Below are 26,043 nucleotides of genomic sequence, written 5' to 3'. Positions count from 1 at the left end.
CCGGATGTCCGTGCTGCGCCCCGTGTGACGGTTGTACCGTCATCGTGGCCTGCCAAGATAACGGACATGAACAGCCTCAACGAATTGAACTCGGCGTCGGTCCTGCATTTCGGTCCGTACGCGTTCCATTTGCGCCAACGGCTGATCCTCGAAGGGGATCGGCAACTGCGCATGGGCGGTCGTGCGCTGGACATTCTGCAAGTGTTGGTCGAGCGTGCCGGCCGGGTGGTCAGCAAAGAGCAATTGATCGCGCTGGTATGGCCAACGTCGGTGGTCGAGGAGATCAATCTGCGGGTGCACATCGCGGCGTTGCGCCGGGCCCTGGGCGATGGCGAGAACGGACAGCGCTACATCGTCAATGTGCCGCAATGCGGGTACAGCTTCGTTGCACCGGTGCACGGCGACAGCGTCGCCCAGGTGGTGTTCGAAAGCCTGCAAGCTCCGCAGCACAATCTGCCCGCACGGCTGACGCCTGTCACCGGCCGCGATTCATTGGTCGGTGGTCTGGTGCGGCAATTGCCGCTGTCCCGACTGATAACGGTGACGGGACCTGCCGGCGTCGGCAAGAGCACCGTGGCGCTGAGAGCGGCGGAGCTGTTGCTGCAGCATTTTCGCGATGGCGTCTGGCGGGTGGATTTATCCCTGATCGACGAGCAAACCTCACTCGTCGATCATCTTTTGCATACCCTCGATATCGATTTCCCCACCCTGGCTACGCGCCACGCGTTGCTGGTGCTGGATAACTGCGACCCTCTGCACGAAGCCTGCCGGGGCCTGCTGGAGACCTTGCTCGACGCTGCGCCCCGTCTGTCGATCCTGGCCACCAGCCGCGAGCCGTTGCGTCTCGCCCTGGAAGTCCTCCAGCCATTGCCGCCTCTCACCACTCCTAAAACCTCGGCGCTCAACAGCGTCGACGAGGTCATGGATTATTCGGCGGTGCAACTGTTTGTCAGTCGCGCCCGTACCCGTCAACACGGCTTCTGTCTGCGTGAGCAGGATCTGGAAACGGTGCGCGATATCTGTCGACGACTCGACGGCCTTCCGCTGGCGATTGAACTCGCGGCGGCGCAGATCGACGCGCTGGCGCTGGTCGGGTTGCAGGCGCAGCTGGATAACGGCCTGCAAGTCTTGAGTCACGGCCGCCGGACCGCCGTGCCACGTCATCAGTCGATGATGGCCGCGCTGGACTGGAGTTATCAACGCTTGAGCGAGCACGAACAACGCGTGCTGCAGCGGTTATCGGTGTTCAAAATGGCGTTCACGCTGGATGCCGCCATCGGCGTGATCAGTTGCGTGCAACTGCCACCCTCTACGCTGGTGGCTGTCGTTGAACAGTTGGCGGCCAAGTCGTTGCTGACGGTGGATCGATCCAGCGGAACGCTGCGCTATCGAATGCTCAACACCACGCGCCGTTATGCCCGTGAGCAACTAGAGCAGGGCGGCGAGTTGGGTGATGTCGAGCGTCGGCATGCGCGTTACCTGGGACGCACGCGATCGAACTCACGCCCGCAACTGACTGCGCAATTCGTCGAGCAGTAAGCGCACCTTGCGCAAATCCGGGGTGGCGTAACCTTCGGTGAAGCGCTGGTAGACCGGTGTCAGTAACTCCAGTGCTTCGCGGTAGCGCGACTGGCGCTGCCACAACTGAGCCAGCGATGTCGCACTGCGCAGTTCCCACGCCAGGGCGCCTTGCGTCTTCGCAATCACAAGCGATTGCTGCAAGGCGCTTTCGACGGTGTGATGGCAGGGCGATTCAGCGGCCAGCAATCGCTCGGCCCGAGCTCGCAGGATTTCCGCGGTGCTCCAGCCAGCCGCGCCGCTTTGTGCTCGTTCGAGCAATGCATCATCAACGAAACCGGTGTCCAGTGTGACCATGATTTCCCTGACCAGGCCGCTATCGGCGGGCGGTATCGCGGGAGCCTTGTCGGCGTCGATCACCTGCGCATAGTGCCGCGCCCACGTGTAGAACAGCAGCACCGAATGCTTCTGCGCCTGTTCGAGCAGCAGTTGCAGCAACGCGCGGGCGTTTTGCCCGTCGCCGTTGTAATGGGCGATCAGGCACGAAGCGAGTGCCAGGGTGTAGCAGATCGAGGTGCCGTGGTTGATCTGTACCGCGATGTCCAGCGCCTGCCGCGCCGTGCGCCAGGCCTGCTCGGGAAAACCTTGCAGCCATAACACCCGGGCGAGAACGGTCAGCGAGGCGACGCTCTGATCGTATTGCACGCCGAAACCGTGGGTGAAGCGGTTGAGGTGGCCGCTGTGGGCCATGCGCTGAATGACTTGCTCGGCGTGGATTCGCGCCTGATGCTGATCGCCGGCGTAATGCAGCGCGAGCACCCGCAAACGGTGGGTACTCAGGGACAGTTGTGCATCGCCGTGCAGGCCGAGGCTTTCGAATTGCTCGCTCTGTTCCAGCGCCATCCGGTAATGCCCGCAACTGAGGTTGACCGCCATGTGCCCCGACACCGCACGCAATTGCCCGGCCTTGTCGTCGTGCCGTTGCGCCAACAGGCGGGCGCTGACGAAGGCTTCGATGGTTTCCGGTGTGCCGCCCCAGGTGTGATAGCAGGCGCTGCCGAGGGCCAGTTTCAAGGCGATTTCCAGTCGCGGGCAGGGCTCGTCGGATGACGCCAGCAACGCGAGTGCCCGGCGCACATGAACGCCGTACTCCTTGAGCAGGGACAACTCTTGCCACAACGGCGCCGAAGTCGCCGTCAGGCGCACGCCGAGCGGGCGCGAGCCTTCATCATTCAGCGTCCACTCCAGCGCCGCCCGCAGGTCTTCCAGGCCACGGGCGTAGCGCTCGATCCACACTTCGGTCGGCGTGTTCTCCCAATCGGCCTGGGCCTGATGCATCAACGCCAGGCAGCGTTCGGCATGACGCTCGCGGGTTTCGCCGAGTTCGGCGGCCTGGTCGAGTTTTTCCAGCGCATAGCGGCGGGTGGTGTCGAGCAGGCGATAGAACACTTCTTCATCGCCGACCTCGACGTTGAGCAACGACTTGGCGACCAGTTGCGTGATCGAGGCGAACACTTCGCCTGGCTCGATGTGCTGGCCGACGATGACCGCTGCCGCAGATTCCAGCGTGAACGCGCCACTGAACACGCCCAGTCGGCGCAGGCTGGTCTGCTCGCAGCCGTTGAGCAGGTTGAAGCTCCAGTCCAGCGTGGCACGCAAGGTTTCATGTCGGCCGAGGTGAGTCTGGTTACCCGCCGGCAAGCTTCCCTGAAGCTGACTCAGCACACCGTCCAGCCCAAGGCTCGCCACCTGTGCGGCCGCCAGCTCCAGCGCCAGCGGGATGCCATCCAGCCGACGGCAGATTTCGACGATCAAGGGCAGGTCGGCATTGCCCGGCTCAAAGTGTTCGTGGGCGGCCATTGCCCGTTCGACGAACAGCTGCAGCGCGGAAAATCCCATCGCCTGATCGCGGTCCAGCACCGCAATCGGTGGCGGGCAGTCGAGTGATTCCAGACGCTGCACGTATTCGCCCTCGGCGCGCAGGCTTTCGCGGCTGGTGGCCAGGATGTGCACCTGCGGCGCGCCACGCAGAATGCTTTCGCTGAGCAGTGCCACGGCGTCGATCAAGTGCTCGCAGTTATCGATCACCAGCAGCATCTGGCGCTCGCGCAGGCTGTTGATCAGGCACGCCATCGGTTCACTGTCATGCAGCGAAAGGTCCAGCAGGGCGGCGAGGTGCGAGCAGATCGAGCCGGAATCGTTGAGCGGTGCCAGATCCAGCAGACGAATACCGTCGCGATAACGGCCGATCAACTGTTCGGCGACGCGCAAGGCCACGGTGGTCTTGCCGATGCCGCCGGGGCCAACGAGGGTGATGCAGCGTTGGCGCGGCAGTTGCGTCATCAAGCTGTCGACCACCGGCTGACGACCGATCATCCGTGTACGACGCAATGGCAGGTTGTGCCGACCGATGGGGTCGGTTGCGGGGCGTTGTTCGATGGATTGCAGCAGGATCGGCGCGACGAAACTGTAACCGCGCTGCGCCACCGTGACGATGTAGCGCTGCCCGGCCTGACCGTCGCCGAGAGCCTTGCGCAGGGCGGCCATGTGCACTCGCAGGTTGATGTCTTCCACCACGCTGTCCGGCCAGATTTCGGCGATCAATTGCTGCTTGCTCACGACCTCGCCGGCGTTGGCCAGCAGGATCAGCAGAATGTCCATGGCGCGGCGGCCCAGGCGCAAAGGCTGGTCGCCTTCAAGCACCAGTCGCTGGCCGGGGTGGATCCGATAGGGGCCAAATCCGATGGCCTGATTCGGGGAAAGACTCAACCGCCCACTCCTTCGATGTTTTTTATGATCCTGACCCGAACAGGGTGAAAAAACCGTGACGGGGTGGTCGGACAGCGACTCGATGGGCATGCAAGCCGTCTAATCCGCAGTATCCGAGCATATTCTTCAGGAATGGGCGTCAACGCAACTTGCTTGAAGACCTGACATTTGAGCGTCTGTCCGTGTCGGGTGCTGACATCACTGTATTTAAAGGCTGGAACCTGTGCCGGCTCGCCCGACAGCCGGGAAAAATTAACAACGATTAACTCGTCCGCGCCCGTTCTAGAGCCAAAACTCCAAGGCAATGGAGTGCATACGTCCGGAGGACGCTGCGATGAGCAAGGTAGTGGTGGTCTATCACAGTGGCTACGGGCACACCCGCGTCATGGCCCAGGCTGTGGCGCAGGGTGTGGAACGCCACCTGGGCAGCACTTGCCTGTTGCTGGCGGTGGAAGACGTGGAAGCCCACTGGGATGACCTGCACCGCGCCGACGCCATCATCTTCGGCGCGCCGACCTACATGGGCAGCGCTTCGGCGGCGTTCAAGCAGTTCATGGAGGCCACGGCCTCGTTCTATCTTGCCCGGCCGTGGCGCAACAAACTCGCGGCGGGCTTCACCAACTCCGGCAGCCTGTGTGGCGACAAACTCAATACCCTGCTGCAACTGGCGGTGTTCGCCGCCCAGCATTCGATGATCTGGGTCGGGCTCGATCTGTTGCCGGCACGTGCACATGCTGGTGCCTTCGATGGCCAATTGAATCGCCTCGGCAGCTCCCTCGGCGCCATGTCCCAATCCTCGGTCGAGCAACCGCCCGAACAGGCACCGCCGCTGGAAGACCAACAAACCGCCGCGCACCTGGGCGAGCGGGTGGCGCGGCTGGCTCAGCGGATGGCGCGGGAATGACACCGCCTCAGCGGTTTTTCATGACCTGACAACGCCACGCAAACGGATTGATCCCTTCGCTGCGGGTGAAGATGTGGCAGAAGTGCGCCTGGTCACAGAAGCCGCATTCCAGGCTGATCTGCGTGAGGCTGTGGTTGGTGTGCTGGATCAACAGTTTGGCCCGGGCAATGCGCTGGGCGCGGATCCAGTCTTGCGGCGAGTACCCGGTGCTGCACTTGAACGCCCGGGAAAAGTGACTGCGCGACAGTGCACAGGCGTTGGCCAGTTCGGTGACTTCAAGGCTGTCGCCGAGGCGTTCGAGGATCAGTTGTTTCACCAAGCGTTCGCGCTGCGGGCTGAGGCCACCGGTGTTGATCTTGCGGGGTTCGCTGGCAGGGGCGAGGGCGACGGTTTGCTGTGAATGAGCCATGGCCAATGTCCGTGTCGGGGGGGGGAAGGCACGGTCAGCGCTTTCCCTCAGGTCAATAAAACAACGCTGCGCAGAGGGATTCATTGTTTGGCGAGGGGCGAAGGCTGACGAGTTAAACGTTGTTAATTCCGCTACCAAAGCTGATTTCGAATGGCCGCCGATCAAGTAAAGTGCGTAGCACTTGCGCCTGGCCAAAAGGAAAACACGCCCATGAACCGAAACGATCTGCGCCGCGTCGACATGAACCTGCTGGTGATTTTCGAAGCACTGATGTTCGAAAAGAACCTGACCCGCGTCGCCGAAAAACTGTTCATGGGCCAACCGGCGGTGAGCGCGGCACTGGGCCGCTTGCGCGATCTGTTCGACGACCCGCTGCTGCTGCGCAACGGTCGCGGCATGGAGCCGACGGCGCGGGCGTTGGCGATTCTTCAGGAACTGCAACCGGCGATGGACGTGATTTCCGGCGCGGTCAGTCGGGCCAAGGAATTCGATCCTGCCACCAGTTGTGACGTGTTCCGCATCGGCCTGTCGGATGACGCCGAGTTCGGTCTGTTTCCACCGCTATTGCGCCAGTTGCAGGAAGAGGCGCCGGGGATCGTGGTCGTGGTGCGCCGCGCCAACTACCTGCTGATGCCGACGCTGTTGGCGTCTGGGGAAATCTCCGTCGGCGTGAGCTACACCACCGATCTGCCGGCCAACGCCAAGCGCAAGAAACTGCGCGACATTCCCTGCAAGGTTCTGCGCGGCGATAACCGCCCGGGCCCGCTGACCCTCGACGAATACTGCGAGCGGCCTCATGCGATGGTGTCGTTCTCGGGTGACCTGAGTGGCAACATCGACGTGGATCTGGCCAAGGTTGGCCGCAGCCGCCGCGTGGTGCTTGGCGTGCCGCAATTCAGCGGTTTGCGCGCGCTGCTGGCGGGTACCGAGATGATCGCGACCGTGCCGGATTACGCGGCGTGTGCATTGGTCGAAGGCTGTGCGTTGCGGGCTGAGGATCCACCGTTCCCGATTGATGCCGCGCAACTGTCGATGGCGTGGAGCGGGGTGCATGACAACGATCCGGCGGAGAAATGGCTGCGGTCGCGGATCAGTCAGTTCATGTCGGTGACGCTGGATATACCGGCGGCTTAGTGTGTTGTTGAAAGGTGTTTAGCGTTACTTCCGGTAAGCCACAACGCCTTGCGCCTTTGCCTACGTGTACGCCAGAATCCGCCGGCTTGTGCGCCTTGGGGCTGGGTCTTATCGTTTCCGGGTCGCTGACGAATCAGTGATCGGGTCTCGCAGCCCGCGATCTCTAGACGCACAACATCCTCCGGTTTTATGGCGGCTGTACGTGGGAGACCCTTGGGTCTGCCGGTTCTAGAGTCCCGGTCTGCGACCCGCGTATGGCTGCCACCCCTTCGTATCGCAGCGAATCGTGGCAGCTCAATGACTCTGGAGATGCAACCATGATCAAACCCACGCCAAACCCACCTGAAACCGATACAACCTCGCCCTACGAAACCCTCGACTCCAGGAAATTCCACGAAGCCGCCGAACGCGCTCTCGATCATTACCTCAATCCGCTCCTCCCGCGAAAACCCGTGCTCAAACCCAACACCATGTACAAGATCGCCCCCGGCATCGAGCGCGAAGAACTGCTGGCCAACGCCTGTGAAACCCTGACCTCGGCCAAAGTCATGGCCAACGACTTCGCCGGAATGCTCGACGGCCCGCAGCGACATGTGTTGTTGGGGATTGCGCAGTTGATCATGTTGGGGGAGCTGGCGGTGAACAGAGTGCTGGATACTCTCGAACTAGCGGCTGAAGCGAGCGCGTAAACCCACGCAATTTGATCGTTCCCATACGGAGTGGGAACGATCTTGGTACATCTCGCTCAAGGACTCTCCTTCTAGATTTAGCTCGGCGGAGTTAGTGACGGTGTGGCCGGCGGCACAAGTCTTCAACGAATACGGTGATCGGGTAAAACCGTTGTACATCGGAGGTCACCAGCTTCGTAACAGTCGAGCGCTCAACCGGCTTTTTTGGGGGGATAGGGCGTTCTATGTCAGGAGATAACTGGGTGTTGGCGCTGATCGCGTTTGTAGTCTATTGGTTCAGGACCCAGCACGAAGCTATAAGAGGAACGGAAAATTGAACAGTGCAAGCGAATCGAGTTGGTCTGTTTTTCTGTGTGTTGTCGTATCTATTTGGGGGTGGGTTGAGCATGTGATAGCGGCAACTTGGGGTGGGTTAGAGATGCCTCATGCTGTGCTTATAATTTTCTGCATCATGGTGTATTGCTTCAAAAATGAAATCAGAAACATTATTTCAAGAATTAAAAAAGTTGGGGCTGACGGTTTTGAAGTCGAGTCGTCGCTTCCGCCGGTTCAACCTACAACAAAGAAAATTGAAATCCAAAACTCTCACACCGGCGATTTTCCTCACGTATTTAATCAGGCTGTTGAGGATATAAAGCTCCAGTTGGTTGATAAAGAGCAGCCTGAAATTGATCAGTTTCTTCTCATGGATAGTGCGGGTTGGAGGGTTCTTTGTTTTTTCGAAAATACGTATTCAAATATATTTGGTGGTCAGATTCAGCTGCTTCAGATCTTGAATGAGAGGGGTGTTGTTGGCCTACCATTTCACGAGGCAGAACGAGAGTGGGAGTCATACAAAGAACGCTTCAAACCACATCTTGATGAATGGCAAGCCGGTCCGTTTCTTGAGTTTTTGATCGGGCGTGGCTTAATGATCAGAGCGGACGATGCATTCAAAATCGCCCCATTCGGTAATGAATTTTTGATATGGATGACAAAGTATGGTCGTTCAACGTCCAGGCCTTGGTAGTACCGTTCCACTCGTTGCTAGCGTGATTTGTAGAAGTGGAGTATTTGTGTTCGGTCCGGTATTGAGTCGCATAGGGAGACGAATTTTGAAGAAGCTGTTTTTGTTTGTTGCTGTTGCGCTGTTCGCAACCTCAGCCTCTGCTGAGATCATTGAACCGATCCCCTCAAAGGCGTGTTCGTTGCTTTCGGACTCCGGTTTGAATGGGCGCAAATGGGTCGACGATTACGGAGATGGGTCATCAGGCTGTGCCAGTGACTATAAGGACATCGGCTCAGCAGCAGGCTTGGCGAATAATCTGGCCTTTTATGTTACTGGGGTTAGCCAGTACGTGATGGAGGTGAAGTTAGTGCTCAACTATAACCAGCCATCCCAATCTGGTGTCGCAACGAAAGCCCTGCTCGCGGCTGCCAACAAATTATCTCAGCGAGCACTTGGGGCTAGCCTGCCCGAATCTGTCTTGGCGCTGATAAAGCGGGGAGAACATGGTTCTGTGAAAGTTGGAAAAGGCGTTGTAGAGGTAGTGCGCGAAGACTGGCCAACGGGGAAAGGATACGAAGTTCACGTCATGATGCGGTGATCGCTGGCTAAATTTTTTATTGTCTGATGCACTCAGATACGCCGGATTTTAAAGTGGCTTCTATACAAAATGGAGTGCTTTTTTTCGTTTTGGTGCAACCCTAAATTGATTAGTTTTTAGCACTATGTCCGCAAAGCCACGCAACCTTGCGCCTTTGCCTATAGGGCTGCCGGAATCCGCTGGCTTGTGCGTATTTGGGGTAGGCTTTATCGTTTCCGGGCCACTGACAAATCAACGATTAGATTTCGCAGCCTGTGATCTATGGACGCATAAGACCCTCCAGCCTTATGGCCGCTGTACGTGGGAGACCTTCGGGTCTGCCGATTCTAGAGTCCCGGTCTGCGACTCGCGTATAGCTGCCACCTCTTCGTATCGCAGCGAATGGCGGCGGCTCCCGTATTCAAACCCAACACCATGTGCAAAATCGCGCCCGGCATCGAGTGCGAAGAACAGCTGGCCAATGCCTGCGTACCCCTGACGTCGGTTAAGGTAATTGATCGTTCCCACGCACCCGCGTGGAATGATCAAGGTTCTGCGTGTTCTCCCAAAAAGAGCACACCCATCCAATTTCCCCCCGATCAATCATTGCACTATTCCCTGCAATGATTGATCAAGGGTGGGCCCATGAACGCTGCACAACGCAATGACCAGGCGCAACACCTCGGCCTGCTGTTCCTGCGGGTCTCCGGCGGGTTGTTTCTGCTGTTCGTCCATGGCTTGCCCAAGCTGCTGGACTTCACCGCGCAGCTGCAACTGATCGAAGACCCGTTCCACCTCGGCGCCCACCTCACGCTGATCCTGGCGATCTTCGCTGAAGTCCTCTGTCCGCTAATGATCGTCGCCGGGGTGCTGGCGCGATTGGCGTGCTTGCCTATTCTGTTTGTGCTGCTGGTGGCGCTGCTGCTCGTGCATCCGCAATGGAGTGTGGCCGAAGGGCAGTTCGGCTGGTTGCTGTTGATCCTCTTCACCACTGTTCTGATCGCCGGGCCGGGACGGCTGGCGCTCAATGTTCGTTTGCCCGGAGTGCTCCGTTATGCCTGATTCCCAGACCCTGAAAAAGCCGGGACCCGAAGAAACCGTGACGTTGATCGTCAAGCATCGGGTCAAGGCCGGTTTCGAACAACCGTACGAAGCCTGGCTGCGCAATATCGTCAGCGTGGCGGGGCGCGAAGAAGGGCACCTGGGCGTGGACGTAATGCGCAGCAAGCAGGGCGGTCTCGCGCTGTTCACTTGCGTGCTGCGTTATTGCTCGACCGAGGCGATGCAGCGCTGGCTCGATTCACCGCAACGCCAGAAGCTGATCGATGAAGCGGCGCCGATGCTCGCCGACGGTGACCAGACCGAGGTCAATGCGGCCAACGAGTTCTGGTTCACGCCGCTGGCCGATGCCGCCTCGCCGCCACCGCGCTGGAAGCAGGCTGTGGTGACGTTGTTCGTGATTCTGCCGCACACCCTGCTGGTGCCGCTGATCTGGGGGCCGCTGCTGCAACTCAATGCCTTCCTGTCCAACTACGTGGTCGCCACGTTCCTGATCACCCTGACCATCGTGCTGTCGGTGGTGTACGTCTGCATGCCGGCCGCGACCCGCCTGTTCGCACCGTGGCTGACAGCCAGTCAGCCCCATGAACACCTGGATTCCAACACCAACCCGCCGCGCTGAGTCGGCAGGTCTGGGCTTCGTTTCACTAATATCGAAGGAACTGCGATGAACGCCAATGCTGATCTGATTCTGTTCAATGGCCAATTTCATACCGTAGACCGCACAAAACCCCTCGCCAGTGCCGTGGCGATCAAGGACGGCCGCTTCGCCGTCGTCGGCAATGATGCGCAAGCCATGGCCCTGCGCGGCGCCGGCACCCAGGTCGTCGATCTCAAGGGCCGCTGCGTGATCCCCGGCCTCAACGACTCGCACTTGCACCTGATCCGTGGCGGTTTGAACTACAACCTTGAACTGCGCTGGGAAGGTGTACCGTCGCTGGCCGATGCGCTGCGCATGCTCAAGGATCAGGCCGACCGCACACCGACCCCGCAATGGGTGCGCGTGGTTGGTGGCTGGAACGAATTCCAGTTCGCCGAAAAACGCATGCCGACCCTCGAAGAAATCAACCAGGCGGCGCCGGACACCCCGGTGTTCATCCTGCACCTGTATGACCGTGCGTTGCTCAACCGCGCTGCGTTGCGCGTTGCCGGCTACACCCGCGACACACCGAACCCGCCGGGCGGCGAGATCGTGCGCGATGCCAACGGCAACCCGACCGGCATGCTGGTGGCGCGGCCGAACGCGATGATTCTGTACTCGACGCTGGCCAAGGGGCCGAAGCTGCCGCTGGAATATCAGGTCAACTCGACCCGCCAGTTCATGCGCGAGCTCAATCGCCTCGGCCTGACCAGCGCCATCGATGCCGGCGGTGGTTTCCAGAACTACCCGGACGATTATCAGGTGATCGAGCAGTTGGCCAAGGATGAGCAACTGACGGTGCGCATCGCCTACAACCTGTTCACCCAGAAACCGAAAGAAGAGCTGACCGATTTCCAGAACTGGACCGGCAGCGTCAAGTTGCATCAGGGCGATGACTTCCTGCGCCACAACGGCGCCGGAGAAATGCTGGTGTTCTCGGCAGCGGACTTCGAAGACTTCCTCGAACCGCGCCCGGACCTGCCGCAGACCATGGAACAGGAGCTGGAGCCGGTGGTGCGCCACTTGGTCGAGCAACGCTGGCCGTTCCGTCTGCACGCCACCTATAACGAATCCATCAGCCGCATGCTCGACGTGTTCGAGAAGGTCAACCGCGACATTCCGTTCAACGGTTTGCCGTGGTTCTTCGACCACGCGGAAACCATCACCCCGCAGAACATCGAGCGAGTGAAAGCGCTGGGCGGCGGTATTGCGATCCAGGATCGCATGGCGTTCCAGGGTGAGTACTTCGTCGACCGTTACGGCAAACAGGCCGCCGAAGCCACGCCACCGATCAAACGCATGCTCGCCGAAGGCGTACCGGTCGGCGCGGGTACCGATGCCACGCGGGTGTCCAGTTACAACCCGTGGACTTCGCTGTACTGGATGGTCAGCGGTCGCACCGTGGGCGGTCTGGCGCTGTATGAAGAGGGTTTGCCGCGCGCCACCGCGCTGGAACTGTTTACCCACGGCAGCGCCTGGTTCTCGTCCGAGCAGGGCAACAAGGGCCAGATCAAGGTCGGTCAACTGGCGGATCTGGCAGCGCTGAGCGCGGACTTCTTCCATGTCGAGGAAGAGGCGATCAAGTGGATCGAGTCGGTACTGACCGTGGTCGGCGGCAAGATCGTTTATTCCGCCGGCGACTTCGAAGACCTAGGCCCACGTGCATTGCCGGTGCTGCCGGACTGGTCGCCAGTGGTGAAAGTCCCGGGCCACTGGCGCCCGAATTCGCCGTTGCAGGCGCAGGTGCACCAGTGCAGCGGCCCGTGCGCCGTGCATACCCACAGCCATGAAAAAGCCCGGATGTCGAATGCGCCGGTCAGCGATTTCGCCGGTTTCTGGGGCGCGTTCGGTTGCTCCTGCTTCGCTTTCTGAGTCTTGCAATAAAGCGTCGGCCACCGGGGTCGGCGCTTCACCTCACCACCACCCGAGGAGTTTCAAATGAGCAACGTTCCTTACAAGCGCCTGAACAAAGACGATGCCGTGGTCCTGCTGGTCGACCACCAGACCGGCCTGATCTCGCTGGTGCAGGATTTCTCGCCGAACGAGTTCAAGAACAACGTGCTGGCGCTGGGCGACATCGCCAAGTTCTTCAAACTGCCAACCATCCTCACCACCAGTTTCGACGCCGGTCCGAACGGCCCGATCGTGCCTGAACTGCGCGAACAATTCCCGGACGCGCCGTTCATTCAGCGTCCAGGCCAGATCAACGCCTGGGACAACGAAGACTTCGTCAAGGCCATCAAGGCCACCGGCCGCAAGCAACTGATCATCGCCGGTGTGGTGACTGACGTCTGCGTGGCGTTCCCGACCCTGTCGGCGCTGGCTGAAGGTTTTGAAGTGTTTGTGGTGACCGACTCGTCCGGCACCTTCAACGAAACCGTGCAGCAAGCAGCGTGGGCGCGCATGTCGGCGGCCGGTGCTCAGCTGTTGAACTGGTTCTCCGTGGCTTGCGAGCTGCAGGGCGACTGGCGCAACGACATGGAAGGTTTGGCGAATCTGCTGTCGAATCGCCTGCCGAACTACCGCAACCTGATCAACAGCTACACCAAGTTCACTGCCAAGTAATGGGTTGAAGAAAAATGCCCGCTGAAGAGCGGGCATTTTTTTGTCTGTCGCAAAGGGCTCAGCGCTTTTGCAGCCACCCCAGAAACCCACCCTTGCGAACCGGCAAAGGCTGGGCCATCAACTCCAGCCGACTGTTCTGCTGCCGCACTGCCTGCAACTTGTTCAACGCTTGGCCGACTTCGCCGCGCTGTTCCATGCACTGGCGGGTCAGGTTCTTGTCGAGCCGATAAATGATCGAAGACGTCAACGCCGTAAACGTTGCCTGCGAAGGCGTATCGGCCAGAATGCTCTGTTCACCCATGACCTCACTCGGCCCCATGCGCCCGGCTTCGGTGAAACCATTGCCGTCCGGCACGCTGGCGCTGACCACGCCGGTGGCAATCACGAACAGCTTGTCCGGCACTTCATTCAGATCCAGCACAACCTGCCCGGCGCTGTACTGCTGCGCGACCATCGATTCGGCGAGGCGATCGCGTTCTTCATGGCTGAGCGAGCGGAAGATTTTCACTTCATCGAGCAAGGCGCGGGCGCGGGTCGAAGGTTCGATCACGCCGTCCGGGTGCCGCGAAATACCGGCCGCTTCGAGATGACGATGGGCGAGGTCGAACAGTTGATTGCGCACTTCAGCCTTTTTGCCCAGCTCGGCGATAAAACCGCTGGCCACGTATTCCGACATCTCTTCGCCGGCCTCTTTGAGCACCGCTTTCGGCGCAGGCGTCAGCAACAGACTGCTGCTGCCTTGCAGCGTGCGGTCGAGGGCGTCGAGTACCCGGCGTGGGCGAATGTGGTTCGGCACCTTGATGCTGATCGACACGCCGTGCAGGTTGTTCGGGCGGCTGAGGTTGACGATCTTGGCCTTGGCCGCCATCGAGTTCGGCACCACGGCCAGGGTGCCGGCGCTGGTCAGCAGGTGCGTGGCGCGCCAGTCGATGTCGAGCACTTTGCCTTCGACGCCGTCGATCACCACGAAATCGTCGACCTGATACGGCTTGGTGGTGTTGAGCACGATGCCCGAGAACACGTCGCTCAAGGTGCTTTGCAGCGCCAGACCGACCACGATGGCGAACACCCCGGAAGTGGCGAGCAGGCCTTTCACCGGCAGCTCCAGCACATAACCGGCGGCCGCGACGATGGCCACCAGAAACACCAGCGCACCGATCACGTCCTGCAACAACCGGCCGCTGTGACCGATGCGGCGCATCAGAATCAGGCCGATCACTTCGGTCAGTGCCCGCGCGGCATACAGCCACCAGAAAATTCCCAGCGCCGTCGCGCCCAGTTGCGCTACCTGATCATCGGCAAAGACTGGCGCCTGCAACGGGCTGACGCCGGCATTGATGATCAGCGCGCTGAAGGCCAGAAACAGCACCAGCCGCATACCGACCCGTTGCGCGCGATGCTTGAACGGCGCGAGGTGCCAGAGCAGGGCGTCGAGCACCAGCAGCAGGGCACTCCAGGACAGCAGGTGGGCAGAAAAAACGCTCATGAGGTGAACTCCGGCGGGCACAAAAGAAAACGCCACACCCGAAGGTGTGGCGAGTGGCTGGACTCAGTTCAGATGGGTCTTGAGTTCCGCCGCGGCCTGGCGCACGGCGGCTTTTACTTCCGGAATCTGATTCAGCGGATTGAGCAGGCCGAAGTCATGAATCATCCCGTTGTAGCGCACCGAGGTCACCGGCACACCGGCCGCGTCGAGGTGGCGGGCGTAGCCTTCGCCTTCGTCACGCAGCACGTCGAACTCGGCGGTCTGCACCAGCGCGGCGGGCAGGCCCTTGAGCTGTTCGCTGCTGGCATTGAGCGGCGAGGCATGGATCTGCGCACGCTCGGCCGGGTTGGTGGTGTAGTTGTCCCAGAACCACTGCATCATGCCCTTGGTCAGGAAGTGGCCCTCGGCGAACTGCTGGTACGAGCCGTTATCGAACCCGGCGTTGGTCACAGGCCACATCAGCAACTGGAAGCGCAGGGCCGGGGTTTTCTGTTCCTTGGCCATCAACGCCACGACCGCCGCCATGTTGCCGCCGACGCTGTTGCCGGCCACCGCCAGACGCTTGCCGTCGACACCGATGTCCTTGCCGTGCTCGGCCACCCATTTCGTTGCGGCGTAGGCCTGATTGATCGCGGTCGGGTACTGCGCTTCCGGCGACGGCGTGTAATCGACGTACACCGCAACCGCGCCAGAGCCCACCACCAGATCACGAATCAGCCGTTGGTGCGTCGGGAAGTCGCCCAGCACCCAGCCGCCACCGTGGAAGAACATGAACACCGGCAGTTCGCCCTTGACCTTGGCCGGGCGCACCACTTTCAGGTTGATCGTCTGGCCATCGACCTTGATTGCCTTGTCGCTGACTTCAACGCCCGACAGGTCAACCTTCACCGAAGCCTGGGCGCCGGTCAGCACCGCACGGGCGTCTTTCGGGCTCAGTTGCTCCAGCGGTTTGCCACCGCCTGCGGCGAGGGCGTCGAGGAAGGCCTGGGTGGTGTGTTCGACGCCAGTGCCTTCGGCGGCGAACGCGTTGCCGATGGACAGGGCGAGGAGGGAAGCGGCGAGGGTTTTCTTGATGTTCATGTGCAATTCCTTTTTAAGTCGTTCGAGTTTTTGTATGCCTTGGGATCGGGCTGCTGTGGCGCTGGGCTTCAGGCCTCAGCAACACCGTGAGCACAGATTAATGAGGTGCCGGAAAGTGAAAAAGCGGCTATAAAGCGTTTAACTGTCAACCAGAGAGTGACAATGAACCCGTTCGAAGACATGCGTATTTTTTGCCAGGTGATGGACTCCGGCAGCTTCACGGCGGCGGCCGATCAGTTGGGCCTGTCCAAGCAGTTCGTCAGCCGTCGGTTGATGCAGCTGGAGGAACGCCTCGGCGTGCGTCTGCTCAACCGTTCGACCCGGCGCCTGGACGTGACGCCACTGGGCCAGAGCTATTACGAGTCGGCGCTGCGGCTGTTAAGCGAAGTTGAACAAGTGGAGCAGGGCATCGCCGGGCAGACCGCCGAACCGCGCGGGACGATTCGCGTCAGCGCGCCGCTGTCGTTTGCGGTGGCGCATCTGGGGTGTCTGCTGCCGCTGTTCTTGCAGCGTTATCGCGAAGTCACGGTGGAGGTTGATCTGAGTGACCGCCCGGTGGACTTGCTCGGCGAGGGTTACGACCTGGCGTTGCGCATCGGCGTGCTGGAAGACTCGACCCTGATCGCGCGACGCATCGCCGCCATCGAGCGGGTGTACTGCGCCAGCCCTGCGTATCTGGCCGAGCGCGGCACACCGGTCAAACCAGAGGATCTGCTCAACCACGATTGCCTGCCTTACGGCCACGGGCGTTCGGTGCAGTGGCGGTTCAATGCGGGGCAGGGCAAGCCGCAGCTGGTGAATGTCACCGGGCGGATGCGGGTCAACAACGGCGAGTTGCTGCGGGATGCAGCGGTGGCGGGGATGGGGATTACCTACTTGCCGACGTTCATTGTCGGGGCCGCGCTGAAGGATGGGCGCCTGGTGCCGGTGCTGGATGATTTGCGTCCGGAGCCGTTGATCCTGTCGGCGGTGTATCCGCAGCATCGTCAGGCATCGCGGCCGGTGCAGGCGTTGATCGAGTTTTTGCGCGAGCGGCTGGATCAGCGTCAGGGGGTGTTGTAGCCCCAGCCGCTCGCACAATCTTCAGCGTTGCTCAGTTGGCGCGCTTGTCATCGCCTGGCTCGCCGCCAACGTGAACCCCGCGATCATCGCCGGGTTCGCCTGCGGCATGTACGCCATGGTCGTCACCGATTTCGCCCGCGCGGTGTACGCCGTGGTCATCACCGATTTCGCCTGCACGATGAACCCCATGGTCATCGCCGATTTCTCCGGCCCGATGAACGCCGTGATCGTCCCCAGCCTCGGCGTGGGTGCCGTTGCGTCCTGAAGAGGCGCTGTCGCCGGAATGGCCCGAACCATGGTCGCTGCCGCTGTGGCCACTGTTTCCACCGCCGCCGCTGCCACTGTTGCCTCCACTGCCGCTGCCACCGTGGCTACCGCCATTGCCGCCATTGCCGCCACCGCCACTGCCACCGTTGCCGCCGCCCCCTCCGCCGCTACCGCCCCCTCCGTTGCCACCACCGCCCCCCCCACCACCGCTTCCTCCACCCCCACTGCCACCTTCCTTGGCCTGAACGCTGGACACCCCGGACAGGTTGTCCGGGATCAATACGGTAGACGCCGACAGGACTGCGCCGATGGCCATTGCGAGCATGAGCTTTTGAATGTGCATATCGTTCTCCGTCTTTGTTGTCTTGATTGGGAACCTGGATGTGCGGTGTTGCGCTTGAGTCGACCCGTTCCCGGGGTCAGTGAATGCTTGAAGCGAGTTCGAAGATCGGGATGTACATCAGGATCACGATCACCCCGATCAGCAGGCCGATGAAGGTCATGAGCAGCGGTTCGAACAGCCGCACGAACCACTCGATCCAGCGGCTGATTTCCTCGTCGTAGAAGTCGGCGCTGCGTTCCATCATTTGCCCGAGGTTGCCGGACTGCTCGCCGGCGCGCAGCAGGCGCAGGGACACGGGCGTCACCAGCCGATTGAGCTCCAGCGCGGTGGACAATGACTGTCCTTCGCGCACTCGTTCGCAGGCCTGGTCCAAACGCGCCTGTGAGGCCACGGTGAGCAGGCCGCGGACCATGCCCATGGCGGTCACCAGCGGAATCCCGCCTTGCAGCAGAATCCCCAGTGATCGGTAAAACCGCGCCAGCTCATACATGAAGATCCGCTGGTGCACGGCGGGGAGTTTTTCCACCAGTCGATCCAGCCCACGGCGAAACGCCGGTTGTTTCTGCAACACGGCGAGGGTGGTGATGATCGCCGCCAGAATCCCGAAAAACTCACCCTGATGTGCGTGCAAAAACATCCCGCTGCTCATCAGAATCTGCGACAGCCACGGCAGGTTCGAGCCCAGTCCTTCGAACACCAGGCTGAAGCGCGGCACCACGTAGCCCATCAAAAACAGCACCACGCCACCGCCGACCACCAGCAACAGCAAGGGGTAGATCGAGGCGCTGACGATCTTCTGACGCACCTCGTCCATGCGCTGGCGATAGCTGACATAACGACCCAGCGCATCGCCGACCGCGCCGGTCTTCTCGCTGGACTGCACCAGCGCCACGTACAGCGGCGGGAAAACCGCCGACAACTGGGCCAACGCCTGGGAGAACGATTTGCCTTCGTACAGCAGCCGCACCAGCTCAGTCAGGGTTTTTCGGGCGGCGGGCGCGGTTTCTTTTTCCGCCAGGCTTTCCAGTGCATCGATCAACGGCAGGCCGGCGTTGAGCAGCGTGGTCAGCTCCTGGCTGAACAGCACCAGGTTGAAGGTTTCGCGTTGGCTCAGGCGCAACGAACGCCAGTGACGCTCGGCGTGCAGGCTGACCACGCGCAAGCCCTGATCCTCGGCGATGCGCCGTGCTTCGCTGTGACCGGGCGCCTCGATGTTCAGCGACACCACGCCGGCCTTGCCCACTGCCTTCAGATGAAAACGCATGCCGTGTGCTCCGCTCATTGCCAGTTGGTGACTTCGGCGTTTTCGCCTTCACCACCGGGCTGGCCGTCCTTGCCCATCGACAGCAAGTCGTACTCGGCGTTTTCACCGGGGTAGCGGTAGGTGTAGTTACGGCCCCATGGGTCCTGCGGCAGTTTTTTCTGCAAGTACGGGCCGGTCCATTTCGCCTCGTCGCTCGGCGCGGTGACCAGCGCCTGCAAGCCTTGTTCGGTGGACGGGTAGTGGCCGACTTCCAGCCGATACAAGTCCAGTGCCTTGCCCAGGCCTTCGATCTGCGCCTTGGCGACTTTCACTTCGGAGCGCCCCAGCTGGGCGAAATATTTGGGCGCGACGATCCCGGCCAACAGGCCGAGCACCACCAGCACCACGAGCAATTCAAGCAGGGTGAAACCCTGTTGGGTGCGCGGACGAACATGCAGCTTCATGATGACCTCCGGTGAGTGGCAGCCGAGTCGCCTGAGGGCTTATGCAATTGCCATGCTCAGCCCCCGATAAATCCTGCGTGCGGGCTGAAGCCCTTGAAATACGGGCTTCTCGAGAGTCGGCACAGTGCTTGCGTACGGCTGATTCACGACAGGTCAGTGGGGCATTTCCCCCAATTTTTCGGGGCCTGTCAGGGGAGGCCCAATGCTCAATCCAATCTGCGCAGGACTGCTTGGCTGCATGCTGTTGACCGGCATCGCCGAGGCCGATGTGTTTGTCTCCGTGGACGCCAAGGGCAGCTATGTGCTGTCCAACGTCCACCGCCCCGGACGCACCTACGAACGGGTGATTCACGAGGCACAAATGCCCGTGGTCAGCCTTGACCGGCAACCGCAACTGATCGCCAACCAGCCCTACGCGGAACTGGTGTCGGCGGCGGCCACGGCCAATCACTTGCCCGAAGCCTTGCTGCACGCGGTGATCAACGCCGAGTCGAACTACAACCCCGGCGCCACCTCGCCCAAAGGCGCCGGCGGGCTGATGCAACTGATGCCCGACACCGCCCGGGAATTGGGGGTGACCGACGTCTACGACCCCAAGGCCAACATCCAGGGTGGGGCCCGGTATCTCAAGCGCCTGATGACCCTGTTCGACAACGATATCGCGCTCGCCGTGGCGGCCTACAACGCCGGCCCCGACGCGGTGCTCAGCCGTGGACGGGTGATCCCGCCGTTTGCCGAAACACAGCGTTATGTCCCCAGCGTCCTGCGCCAGTACCGGCGTTTGCAGGGGCTGGCGGCGGACGCGCCGTTGTAAAGCTTCAACCCGGTTTTCCCCACTTTCGGGGTAAATCCGCCGGGTCGGAAAAACGGGGAAACGGGTGGGGAAAATCCCCCGGATTCTCAAATGATTTCTGTAACTGATTGAACAGCAACACGATTTTTTGTGGCATGCGGATTGCTCCGAGGGCTTTGTCGAGAATCATTCCCTGTGAGCACCCACTACGAGGTTTCCGATCATGGTTGGCATTCACCACGCACCGTCCCTGTTGAACTGGCTGCTGTTGCTGGCCTCGATGCTCAGCGTCGAACTGGCCAGCGCCGCCGTGCGCTGCGAACGCAATCTGGTGGCCAACGTCGTGGCCTTCGATCAGCCGCTGATGTTCAACCGCCTCGGTGCGCAGAACGTCAACGGCATGATGTTCGCCTTGCGCCGCGACGTGGTCGATGACCATGACCGGTCACTGGCACAGGGCGGTTCGGCGGTGCCGGGCAAAGTGTCGCTGCGCCCGGACAAGCGTCCACGGCCGCTGGTGCTGCGCGTGGCGGCGGGGGACTGCCTGACGATCAACCTGCAAAACCTGCTGGCGTATCAGGCCAACCCGAACCATCACTCCGAGCCTGAGGGTGAAGAGGAAAACGCCAACGTCGGCGAAGCCTTCAAGGCCGACGAGCAAGTCGCCGACCGGCATGTCGGTTTCCAGGTCAACGGCCTGCAAGCGGTGAACAGCATCGATGACATCGCCTCGTTCACCGGGCGCAACGCCAACAGTCTGGTCGCCCCCGGTGCCAGCCGTTCCTATCTGTTATACGCGGAGCGCGAAGGGGCGTTCGATGTCAGCAGCCGTGGCGCGACGTTCGGCGGGGAGGGCGCGGCCGGCAACAATGCCAATGGTCTGTTTGCCCAAGTGGTGGTCGTGCCCAAGGGCGGCCGCACTTACCGCAATACCCTCACTGAAGAAGACATGCGCCTGGCCAGCACTGGCCGCACCCCCGCCGGACATCCCATCGTCGATTACCAGGCTCGTTACCCGCAGCGCGAGCCGTGGCTGCGCGAAGGCAAGGCCGGCATGCCAATCATCAGCATGGTCGACGGCAGCGAAATCATCTCCAGCGAAAGCGACGCCATCGTCATGGGCAGCAACCCCGACGGCAGCTTTCCGCCGATCACCTATCCACTGGAATCGGTGGGCAAACGCAACCCGGCGTTGCCCAACCGGCTGGAGCCGTTCCGCGATTTCGCCGCGCAGTTCCAGGACGAAACCGCCGTCACCCAGGCGTTCCCGGCGTACTTTGCCGACCCGGTGATGGGCCATGTGCTGGAGCCGACCCGCGACTCGTTCATGATCAACTACGGTGCCGGCGGCATGGGTGCCGAAGTAATCGCCAACCGTTTGGGCGTGGGGCCGATGCACGATTGCCTGTCCTGCGCCTACGAAGAATTCTTCCTCAGCTCGCACACCGTCGGCGACGTGGCGATGCTGGTGGACGTGCCGGCCAACACCGGGCTTGAGAACATCGCCCCCGGCCAGACGCCACGTGCCGATCAGGTCGGCGTGAAAGCCACCATGGCCCTGTATCCGTCTGAGCCATCGAACGTCGCCCACAGCTACATCGGTGACTTCGTCAAATTCCGCAACACCCATAACGGTTACGAGCACCACATCTTCCACTTGCACGGTCACCAGTGGCTGTTCAATCCCAACGATGACAACTCCGATTACGTCGACGCTCAGGGCATCGGGCCGGGGGCTGGCTACACCTATGAAATCGCCAATGGCGGCTCGGGCAATCGCAACCGGGTGGCGGGCGATGCGATCTACCATTGCCACTTCTATCCGCACTTTGCCCAGGGCATGTGGGCCATGTGGCGGGTGCACGATGTGTTTGAAGAGGGCACCCGACTGGAGGTTTCCCAGCAGGGTGCCGACAGTTACCACAGCGAACCCTATGCACTGCGCAGCGGTAAACCGGCCGCGGGTGCTCGCGCCTTGCCCGATGGCGAAATCATTGCCGGCACGCCAATCCCCGCCATCGTGCCGCTGCCGGGCAAAGCCATGGCGCCGATGCCGGGCAAGGTTGTGGTTGTGCCGAAAATCGGCGAAACGATGGTTGCCGCCAGCGATGACGACGATGAGGAAGAAGAGGGCGACGATGAACACCACGGCGGCAACGCTGGCGCTCAGGCTGTTGGTTCTCTGGCCCTGGTGGATCGCAGCGAAGCCAACCGCAACGCCGACGGCAGCCTGAAAAACCCTGGCTATCCGTTCTGGATCGGCGGCATGGAAAGTTCGGTCGGGCAACGTCCGCCGACTCCACCGCTGGACATGCTCGACGCCGCCACCGCGCAATCGCTCAAAGCCAGCGGCAAGGCGCTGTGGGCCAACCTCGACCCGACGCAATCCGGCGGCTGGGACGGTGGTTTGCCGCGTCATGCACTGGACGGAAAGTCTGCTGGCGGCGAAGCGCTCACCGTGACCACGTCGCTGGATTTCTCCAAGGAAGTCACCCGCGCCAAACCGATTTATCTGCCCGAAGAGGGCACCGAAGTCGAACAGGCGGCGATGGCTTTCCACGCGAAAAAGGATCACCCAAGCTTCGCCTTGCTGCCCGGCAATCAAGTGGTGGCCAAGGCCTTCCGCACCAATGGCGCCTTGCCGATTGCCGGCGCGCCGTACTACGAACCGTGCATGGACGATCGGCAAAAACGCCTGACCAGCAGCGCCGGTACAGGCGAATTCAACAGCGGCGAGCGTCTCGATGGCATGTCCTTCGTCGGCGCCTCGGCTTTCACCGCCGACCGGCCACGGGTCTACAAAGCCGCCAACATTCAGTTCGACGCGGTGTACAACAAGGTCGGTTATCACTTCCCGCAGGCCCGGATTCTGGCGCTGTGGGAAGACGCCTGGCCGGTGATCACCAAGCAGCGTCCGCCAGAGCCGCTGGTGATGCGCATGAACACCTTCGACTGCGTGCAATACCAGCAAACCAACCTGGTGCCGGCCGTCTACGAGATGGACGACTATCAGGTGCGCACCCCGACCGACGTGATCGGCCAGCACATTCACCTGCCGAAGTGGGACCTGACGGCGGCGGACGGTTCCTCCAACGGCTGGAACTATGAAGACGGCGTACTTTCCCCAGGCGCTGTGCAAGAGCGTGTGCACGCGATCCGCGAGTTCAACCAGTGCGCCGGCACCGACCCGCGTGATGGCACCCCGGCCTGCCCGAAAGCCAAGGCGCATCCGTTTTTCGGCCAGTACGGGCGCAGCGACTGGATGGGCGCGCGCACGGCGATGCAGCGCTGGTTCGTCGATCCGGTGATCAACAGCAAAGGCGTGGATCGCGGCCTCGGCACGATTTTCACTCACGACCATCTCGGCCCATCGACGCACCAACAGATCGGCCTCTACGCCACCGTATTGGCTGAACCGGCCGGTTCCACCTGGTTCCACGCCGAAACCGGCGAGCCTCTGTACAGCGGCGCGCGGCAGGACGGCGGGCCGACGTCGTGGCAAGCGGTGATCAACACCGGCGACCTCGACGGCGACGGTTTGAACGACAGCTTCCGCGAGTTCTTCCTGGAGTACAGCGACTTCCAGCACGCCTATGAAGCCGGGGTGTATGTGGGCGCCGGCCCGAACGGCATCCCGAATGCGCAAGCGTTCCCGGCCACGGCCGACAGCTTCCGCTTTGCGATCAACCCGCCGGTGCGCAACAACGCCGGCAACCTGCTCGAAGCGGTGGTCGAGGCGCGCGGTGGGATCAAACCGGGCTGCCCGAGCCGGCCGTGCCCACAGGCGATTTCCGTGGATGACCCCGGCATGTTCGTCGTCAACTACCGTAACGAACCGCTGGGCCTGCGGGTGTTCGACCCGAACAAGGTCGGCCCGGACGGCAAGCGCGGCATGCAGGCCGACGGCCTCGGCGGTGACCTGGCGTACGCCATGCAGAGCCGCACCGATCGGGCGATCCAGGCGCTGAACCTGGCACCGAACCAGATCAGTTCGGCCACCGGGCCTACTGGCGGCACCACGCAGTTTCCGCCGCACATCAACAAGGGTGGCGCCGAACCGGGCGATCCGTTCACGCCGATGCTGCGCACCTACACCGGCGATAACGTGCGGTTGCGGGTGCATGCCGGCGGCCACGAGGAAGAGCACAACGTCACCCTGCACGGCGTGAAGTGGCTGCAGAGCGGCTCCGGGTTCGGCAACAGTTCCAACTCCGGGTGGCGCGCTTCGCAGATGGTCGGGATCTCCGAGCAGATGGGCTTCATCGCGCCGGTGTCGATGCTGTCGAGTTCGGCGGCGACCACCGGGGATTATCTGTACTCAATGGACGCCTCGATCGAAGGCTACTGGAACGGCATCTGGGGCGTGATGCGCAACTACACCGCGCAACGCAACGACCTGTTCGCGCTGCCGAACAACCCGAAACCCACCGGCATGCGCAACACCGTGGCGTTCGAAGGCAGTTGCCCACGGATCAGCGCCAACCCCAACGGCATCGGCACCCGACCCACCGTGCAGCGCAATTATGAAGTGGTCGCGGCGCTGGCCAACGACATCCTGCGCAACCCGCTGGGGCTGACCATCGGCGACTCGGCCGGGCTCGGCCAGCATGTTGGCGGGCCGTTGAATCCGGCGGGCGGCACGCTGGTGTTCAATTCGCGGCCGGTGAGCATTCCGCAGGTGACGGTGAGCGATCCAGAGGATGGCGAAACCATCACCATCGGCGGTCAGAGCGGGCCGATCCATGACCCGACCGCGATCCTTTATGTGCGCAAGGCGGATCTCGATCCAGCCACCGGCAAGCTCAAACCCGGCATTCCGGTCGAGCCGCTGGTGCTGCGCGCTGCTGCCGGGGACTGCATCAACATCACCCTGGAAAACCGCCTGCCAAGCGTGATGCCCGATCTGGCGCAGACCGCCATCCTGCAAGGCCTGGTCAAGCGTGATCGCAACGGTGGTGATGGCTCGACCACCTTCAACAACAACCTGCTGCGGCCGTCCAGCCACGTCGGACTGCACGCACAATTGCTGGCCTACGACATCACCAAGTCGGACGGTGTGAACGTCGGCGCCAACCCGATCCAGACCGTGCCACCGCGTGCCGGAAGCACCGGTGCGTACCCGACCCGTACCTATCAGTACTACGCCGGGCACCTGGAGCGCGAAGGCAAACCGATCACCCAACTGGGGCGCAGCGTCGACAACATCAACGCCACAGCCGTGGAGTTCGGCGGCCTCAACTTCACCCCGGCGGACGTGATCAAACAACCGCAAAAAGGCCTGGGCGGGGCGATGAGCATCCTGCCGGCGGGCGCCACCTGGGTCGACGATGCACGCAAGGTCAGCGCCACGGTGACGGCGGCGGGGCAAACGGCTTATCGCGATTTTGCGATGGTCTGGCAGCGTGCCCTGAACCTGCGCTGGGCCAATGGTCGGCCGGTGGAGGGCATTGCCTCCGAAGGCATGGGCGTGCCGAACGATCCGAAGGACAACGCCGGCATGGCCATCAACTACAAGGCCGAACCGATGTGGTACCGCTTCGGCCTGGCGCCGGATGCACCGTTCGGCCGTGCCGACGGCCACGGTTACGGCGACGTGCCGAACGCACACATGGCGTACAGCAACGCGCTGGTCGGCGGCGATCCACAGACCCCGGTGTTCTACGCCAGACCGGGGCAGCCGTTCCGCACCCACATCCTGATGCCGACCGGTGGCAGCCGTGGCTCGACCTTCCAGCTCGACGGGCATCTGTGGTCGGTCAATCCGTTCCAGTCGGAGAAGAGCGATGTCGGCGGCTACCCGATGAACACCCCCGGCGTGGGTTCGGTGAAGTTCGGCTACAACCCGATGTCGATGTACATCGGCGCCCGCGAGAGCGTGCTGCCGGCGGCGCACTTCAGCTTCATGTTGCCGAGCGCCGGCGGTGCCAACGCGATAGCGGGGGATTACCTGTTCCGCGACAACGCCTCGTTCGGCAACACGGCGGGGTTGTGGGGGTTGTTGCGGGTGACCAATGAGCCCGAGCCGGCACCTCAGGGCCAATAGCGGAAATGCA

The 26,043-nt window shown here is 61.8% G+C and carries 20 protein-coding genes; 13 read left to right on the top strand and 7 right to left on the bottom strand.

Annotated elements, in window-relative coordinates; genetic code table 11:
- The first annotated feature begins 66 nt into the window (after positions 1-66).
- Entirely contained in the window at positions 67-1,539 is a 1,473-nt protein-coding gene (locus tag AC1RME_RS13920; RefSeq protein WP_493091427.1) for an ATP-binding protein, read from the top strand.
- Here the strand turns inward: AC1RME_RS13920 and AC1RME_RS13915 are convergent.
- Positions 1,501-4,287 (bottom strand): ATP-binding protein, encoded by a 2,787-nt coding sequence (locus tag AC1RME_RS13915; protein WP_096821295.1) that lies wholly within the window; start codon positions 4,285-4,287, stop codon positions 1,501-1,503. The genes AC1RME_RS13920 and AC1RME_RS13915 overlap by 39 nt on opposite strands.
- 334 nt (positions 4,288-4,621) lie before the next feature.
- Between AC1RME_RS13915 and AC1RME_RS13910 the strand changes: the two genes are divergently transcribed.
- The gene (locus AC1RME_RS13910) at positions 4,622-5,191 is read left to right on the top strand and encodes a flavodoxin family protein (RefSeq protein ID WP_096821296.1); all 570 of its coding nucleotides are present in this window, start codon (positions 4,622-4,624) and stop codon (positions 5,189-5,191) included.
- A gap of 7 nt (positions 5,192-5,198) precedes the next feature.
- Here the strand turns inward: AC1RME_RS13910 and AC1RME_RS13905 are convergent, their stop codons facing one another.
- Complete coding sequence (locus AC1RME_RS13905) at positions 5,199-5,600, bottom strand: helix-turn-helix domain-containing protein (protein WP_096821297.1); 402 nt, start codon at positions 5,598-5,600, stop codon at positions 5,199-5,201.
- Positions 5,601-5,810: 210 nt separating this feature from the next.
- Between AC1RME_RS13905 and AC1RME_RS13900 the strand changes: the two genes are divergently transcribed.
- The 8 genes from AC1RME_RS13900 to ycaC all read left to right on the top strand — a co-directional run bounded on the left by AC1RME_RS13900 (position 5,811) and on the right by ycaC (position 13,252).
- Positions 5,811-6,734 carry a LysR family transcriptional regulator gene (locus AC1RME_RS13900; protein ID WP_493091426.1) on the top strand — a complete coding sequence of 308 codons (924 nt, stop codon included), beginning with the start codon at positions 5,811-5,813 and terminating at the stop codon, positions 6,732-6,734.
- Positions 6,735-7,051: 317 nt separating this feature from the next.
- Complete coding sequence (locus AC1RME_RS13895; RefSeq protein ID WP_493091425.1) at positions 7,052-7,423, top strand: DUF6124 family protein; 372 nt, start codon at positions 7,052-7,054, stop codon at positions 7,421-7,423.
- Between the two features lie 313 nt (positions 7,424-7,736).
- The gene (locus tag AC1RME_RS13890) at positions 7,737-8,432 is read left to right on the top strand and encodes a hypothetical protein (RefSeq protein ID WP_493091424.1); all 696 of its coding nucleotides are present in this window, start codon (positions 7,737-7,739) and stop codon (positions 8,430-8,432) included.
- Between the two features lie 85 nt (positions 8,433-8,517).
- Positions 8,518-9,009 carry a hypothetical protein gene (locus AC1RME_RS13885; protein WP_493091423.1) on the top strand — a complete coding sequence of 164 codons (492 nt, stop codon included), beginning with the start codon at positions 8,518-8,520 and terminating at the stop codon, positions 9,007-9,009.
- A 624-nt stretch (positions 9,010-9,633) separates the two neighbouring features.
- Positions 9,634-10,050, top strand: a complete 417-nt coding sequence (locus tag AC1RME_RS13880) for a DoxX family protein (protein ID WP_493091422.1) — start codon at positions 9,634-9,636, stop codon at positions 10,048-10,050.
- Positions 10,043-10,669 (top strand): antibiotic biosynthesis monooxygenase, encoded by a 627-nt coding sequence (locus AC1RME_RS13875; RefSeq protein ID WP_493091421.1) that lies wholly within the window; start codon positions 10,043-10,045, stop codon positions 10,667-10,669. Before AC1RME_RS13880 ends, AC1RME_RS13875 begins: the two co-directional genes overlap by 8 nt.
- Positions 10,670-10,714: 45 nt before the next feature.
- On the top strand, positions 10,715-12,559 hold the full coding sequence (locus AC1RME_RS13870) for an amidohydrolase (RefSeq protein ID WP_102621580.1): 1,845 nt from the start codon (positions 10,715-10,717) through the stop codon (positions 12,557-12,559).
- Positions 12,560-12,625: 66 nt separating this feature from the next.
- Positions 12,626-13,252 carry an isochorismate family cysteine hydrolase YcaC gene (gene ycaC / locus AC1RME_RS13865; protein ID WP_096821302.1) on the top strand — a complete coding sequence of 209 codons (627 nt, stop codon included), beginning with the start codon at positions 12,626-12,628 and terminating at the stop codon, positions 13,250-13,252.
- Positions 13,253-13,310: 58 nt separating this feature from the next.
- Here ycaC and AC1RME_RS13860 read toward each other — a convergent pair whose 3' ends face one another.
- Complete coding sequence (locus tag AC1RME_RS13860) at positions 13,311-14,738, bottom strand: mechanosensitive ion channel domain-containing protein (protein WP_493091420.1); 1,428 nt, start codon at positions 14,736-14,738, stop codon at positions 13,311-13,313.
- 63 nt (positions 14,739-14,801) lie between these two features.
- Positions 14,802-15,818: an alpha/beta hydrolase gene (locus tag AC1RME_RS13855; RefSeq protein ID WP_096821304.1), complete on the bottom strand. Its 1,017-nt coding sequence runs from the start codon at positions 15,816-15,818 to the stop codon at positions 14,802-14,804.
- A 162-nt stretch (positions 15,819-15,980) separates the two neighbouring features.
- On the opposite strand from AC1RME_RS13855, the gene AC1RME_RS13850 reads away from it, so the two are divergent.
- On the top strand, positions 15,981-16,880 hold the full coding sequence (locus tag AC1RME_RS13850; RefSeq protein WP_096821305.1) for a LysR family transcriptional regulator: 900 nt from the start codon (positions 15,981-15,983) through the stop codon (positions 16,878-16,880).
- 31 nt (positions 16,881-16,911) lie between these two features.
- Here the strand turns inward: AC1RME_RS13850 and AC1RME_RS13845 are convergent, their stop codons facing one another.
- The 3 genes from AC1RME_RS13845 to gspG all read right to left on the bottom strand — a co-directional run bounded on the left by AC1RME_RS13845 (position 16,912) and on the right by gspG (position 19,197).
- Positions 16,912-17,490: a hypothetical protein gene (locus AC1RME_RS13845; RefSeq protein WP_493091419.1), complete on the bottom strand. Its 579-nt coding sequence runs from the start codon at positions 17,488-17,490 to the stop codon at positions 16,912-16,914.
- A 76-nt stretch (positions 17,491-17,566) separates the two neighbouring features.
- Positions 17,567-18,754: a type II secretion system F family protein gene (locus AC1RME_RS13840; protein ID WP_493091418.1), complete on the bottom strand. Its 1,188-nt coding sequence runs from the start codon at positions 18,752-18,754 to the stop codon at positions 17,567-17,569.
- 14 nt (positions 18,755-18,768) lie between these two features.
- On the bottom strand, positions 18,769-19,197 hold the full coding sequence (gene gspG / locus AC1RME_RS13835) for a type II secretion system major pseudopilin GspG (RefSeq protein WP_096821309.1): 429 nt from the start codon (positions 19,195-19,197) through the stop codon (positions 18,769-18,771).
- A 202-nt stretch (positions 19,198-19,399) separates the two neighbouring features.
- Here gspG and AC1RME_RS13830 point away from each other — a divergent pair, with 202 nt between their 5' ends.
- Complete coding sequence (locus AC1RME_RS13830) at positions 19,400-20,011, top strand: lytic transglycosylase domain-containing protein (protein ID WP_085733246.1); 612 nt, start codon at positions 19,400-19,402, stop codon at positions 20,009-20,011.
- Between the two features lie 202 nt (positions 20,012-20,213).
- The gene (mnxG, locus tag AC1RME_RS13825) at positions 20,214-26,033 is read left to right on the top strand and encodes a manganese-oxidizing multicopper oxidase MnxG (RefSeq protein WP_493091417.1); all 5,820 of its coding nucleotides are present in this window, start codon (positions 20,214-20,216) and stop codon (positions 26,031-26,033) included.
- Positions 26,034-26,043 lie beyond the last annotated feature (10 nt).

Source organism: Pseudomonas sp. GW822-FHT03F08 (genome assembly GCF_058801265.1).
This window is presented reverse-complemented; position numbering and strand designations above follow the sequence as displayed.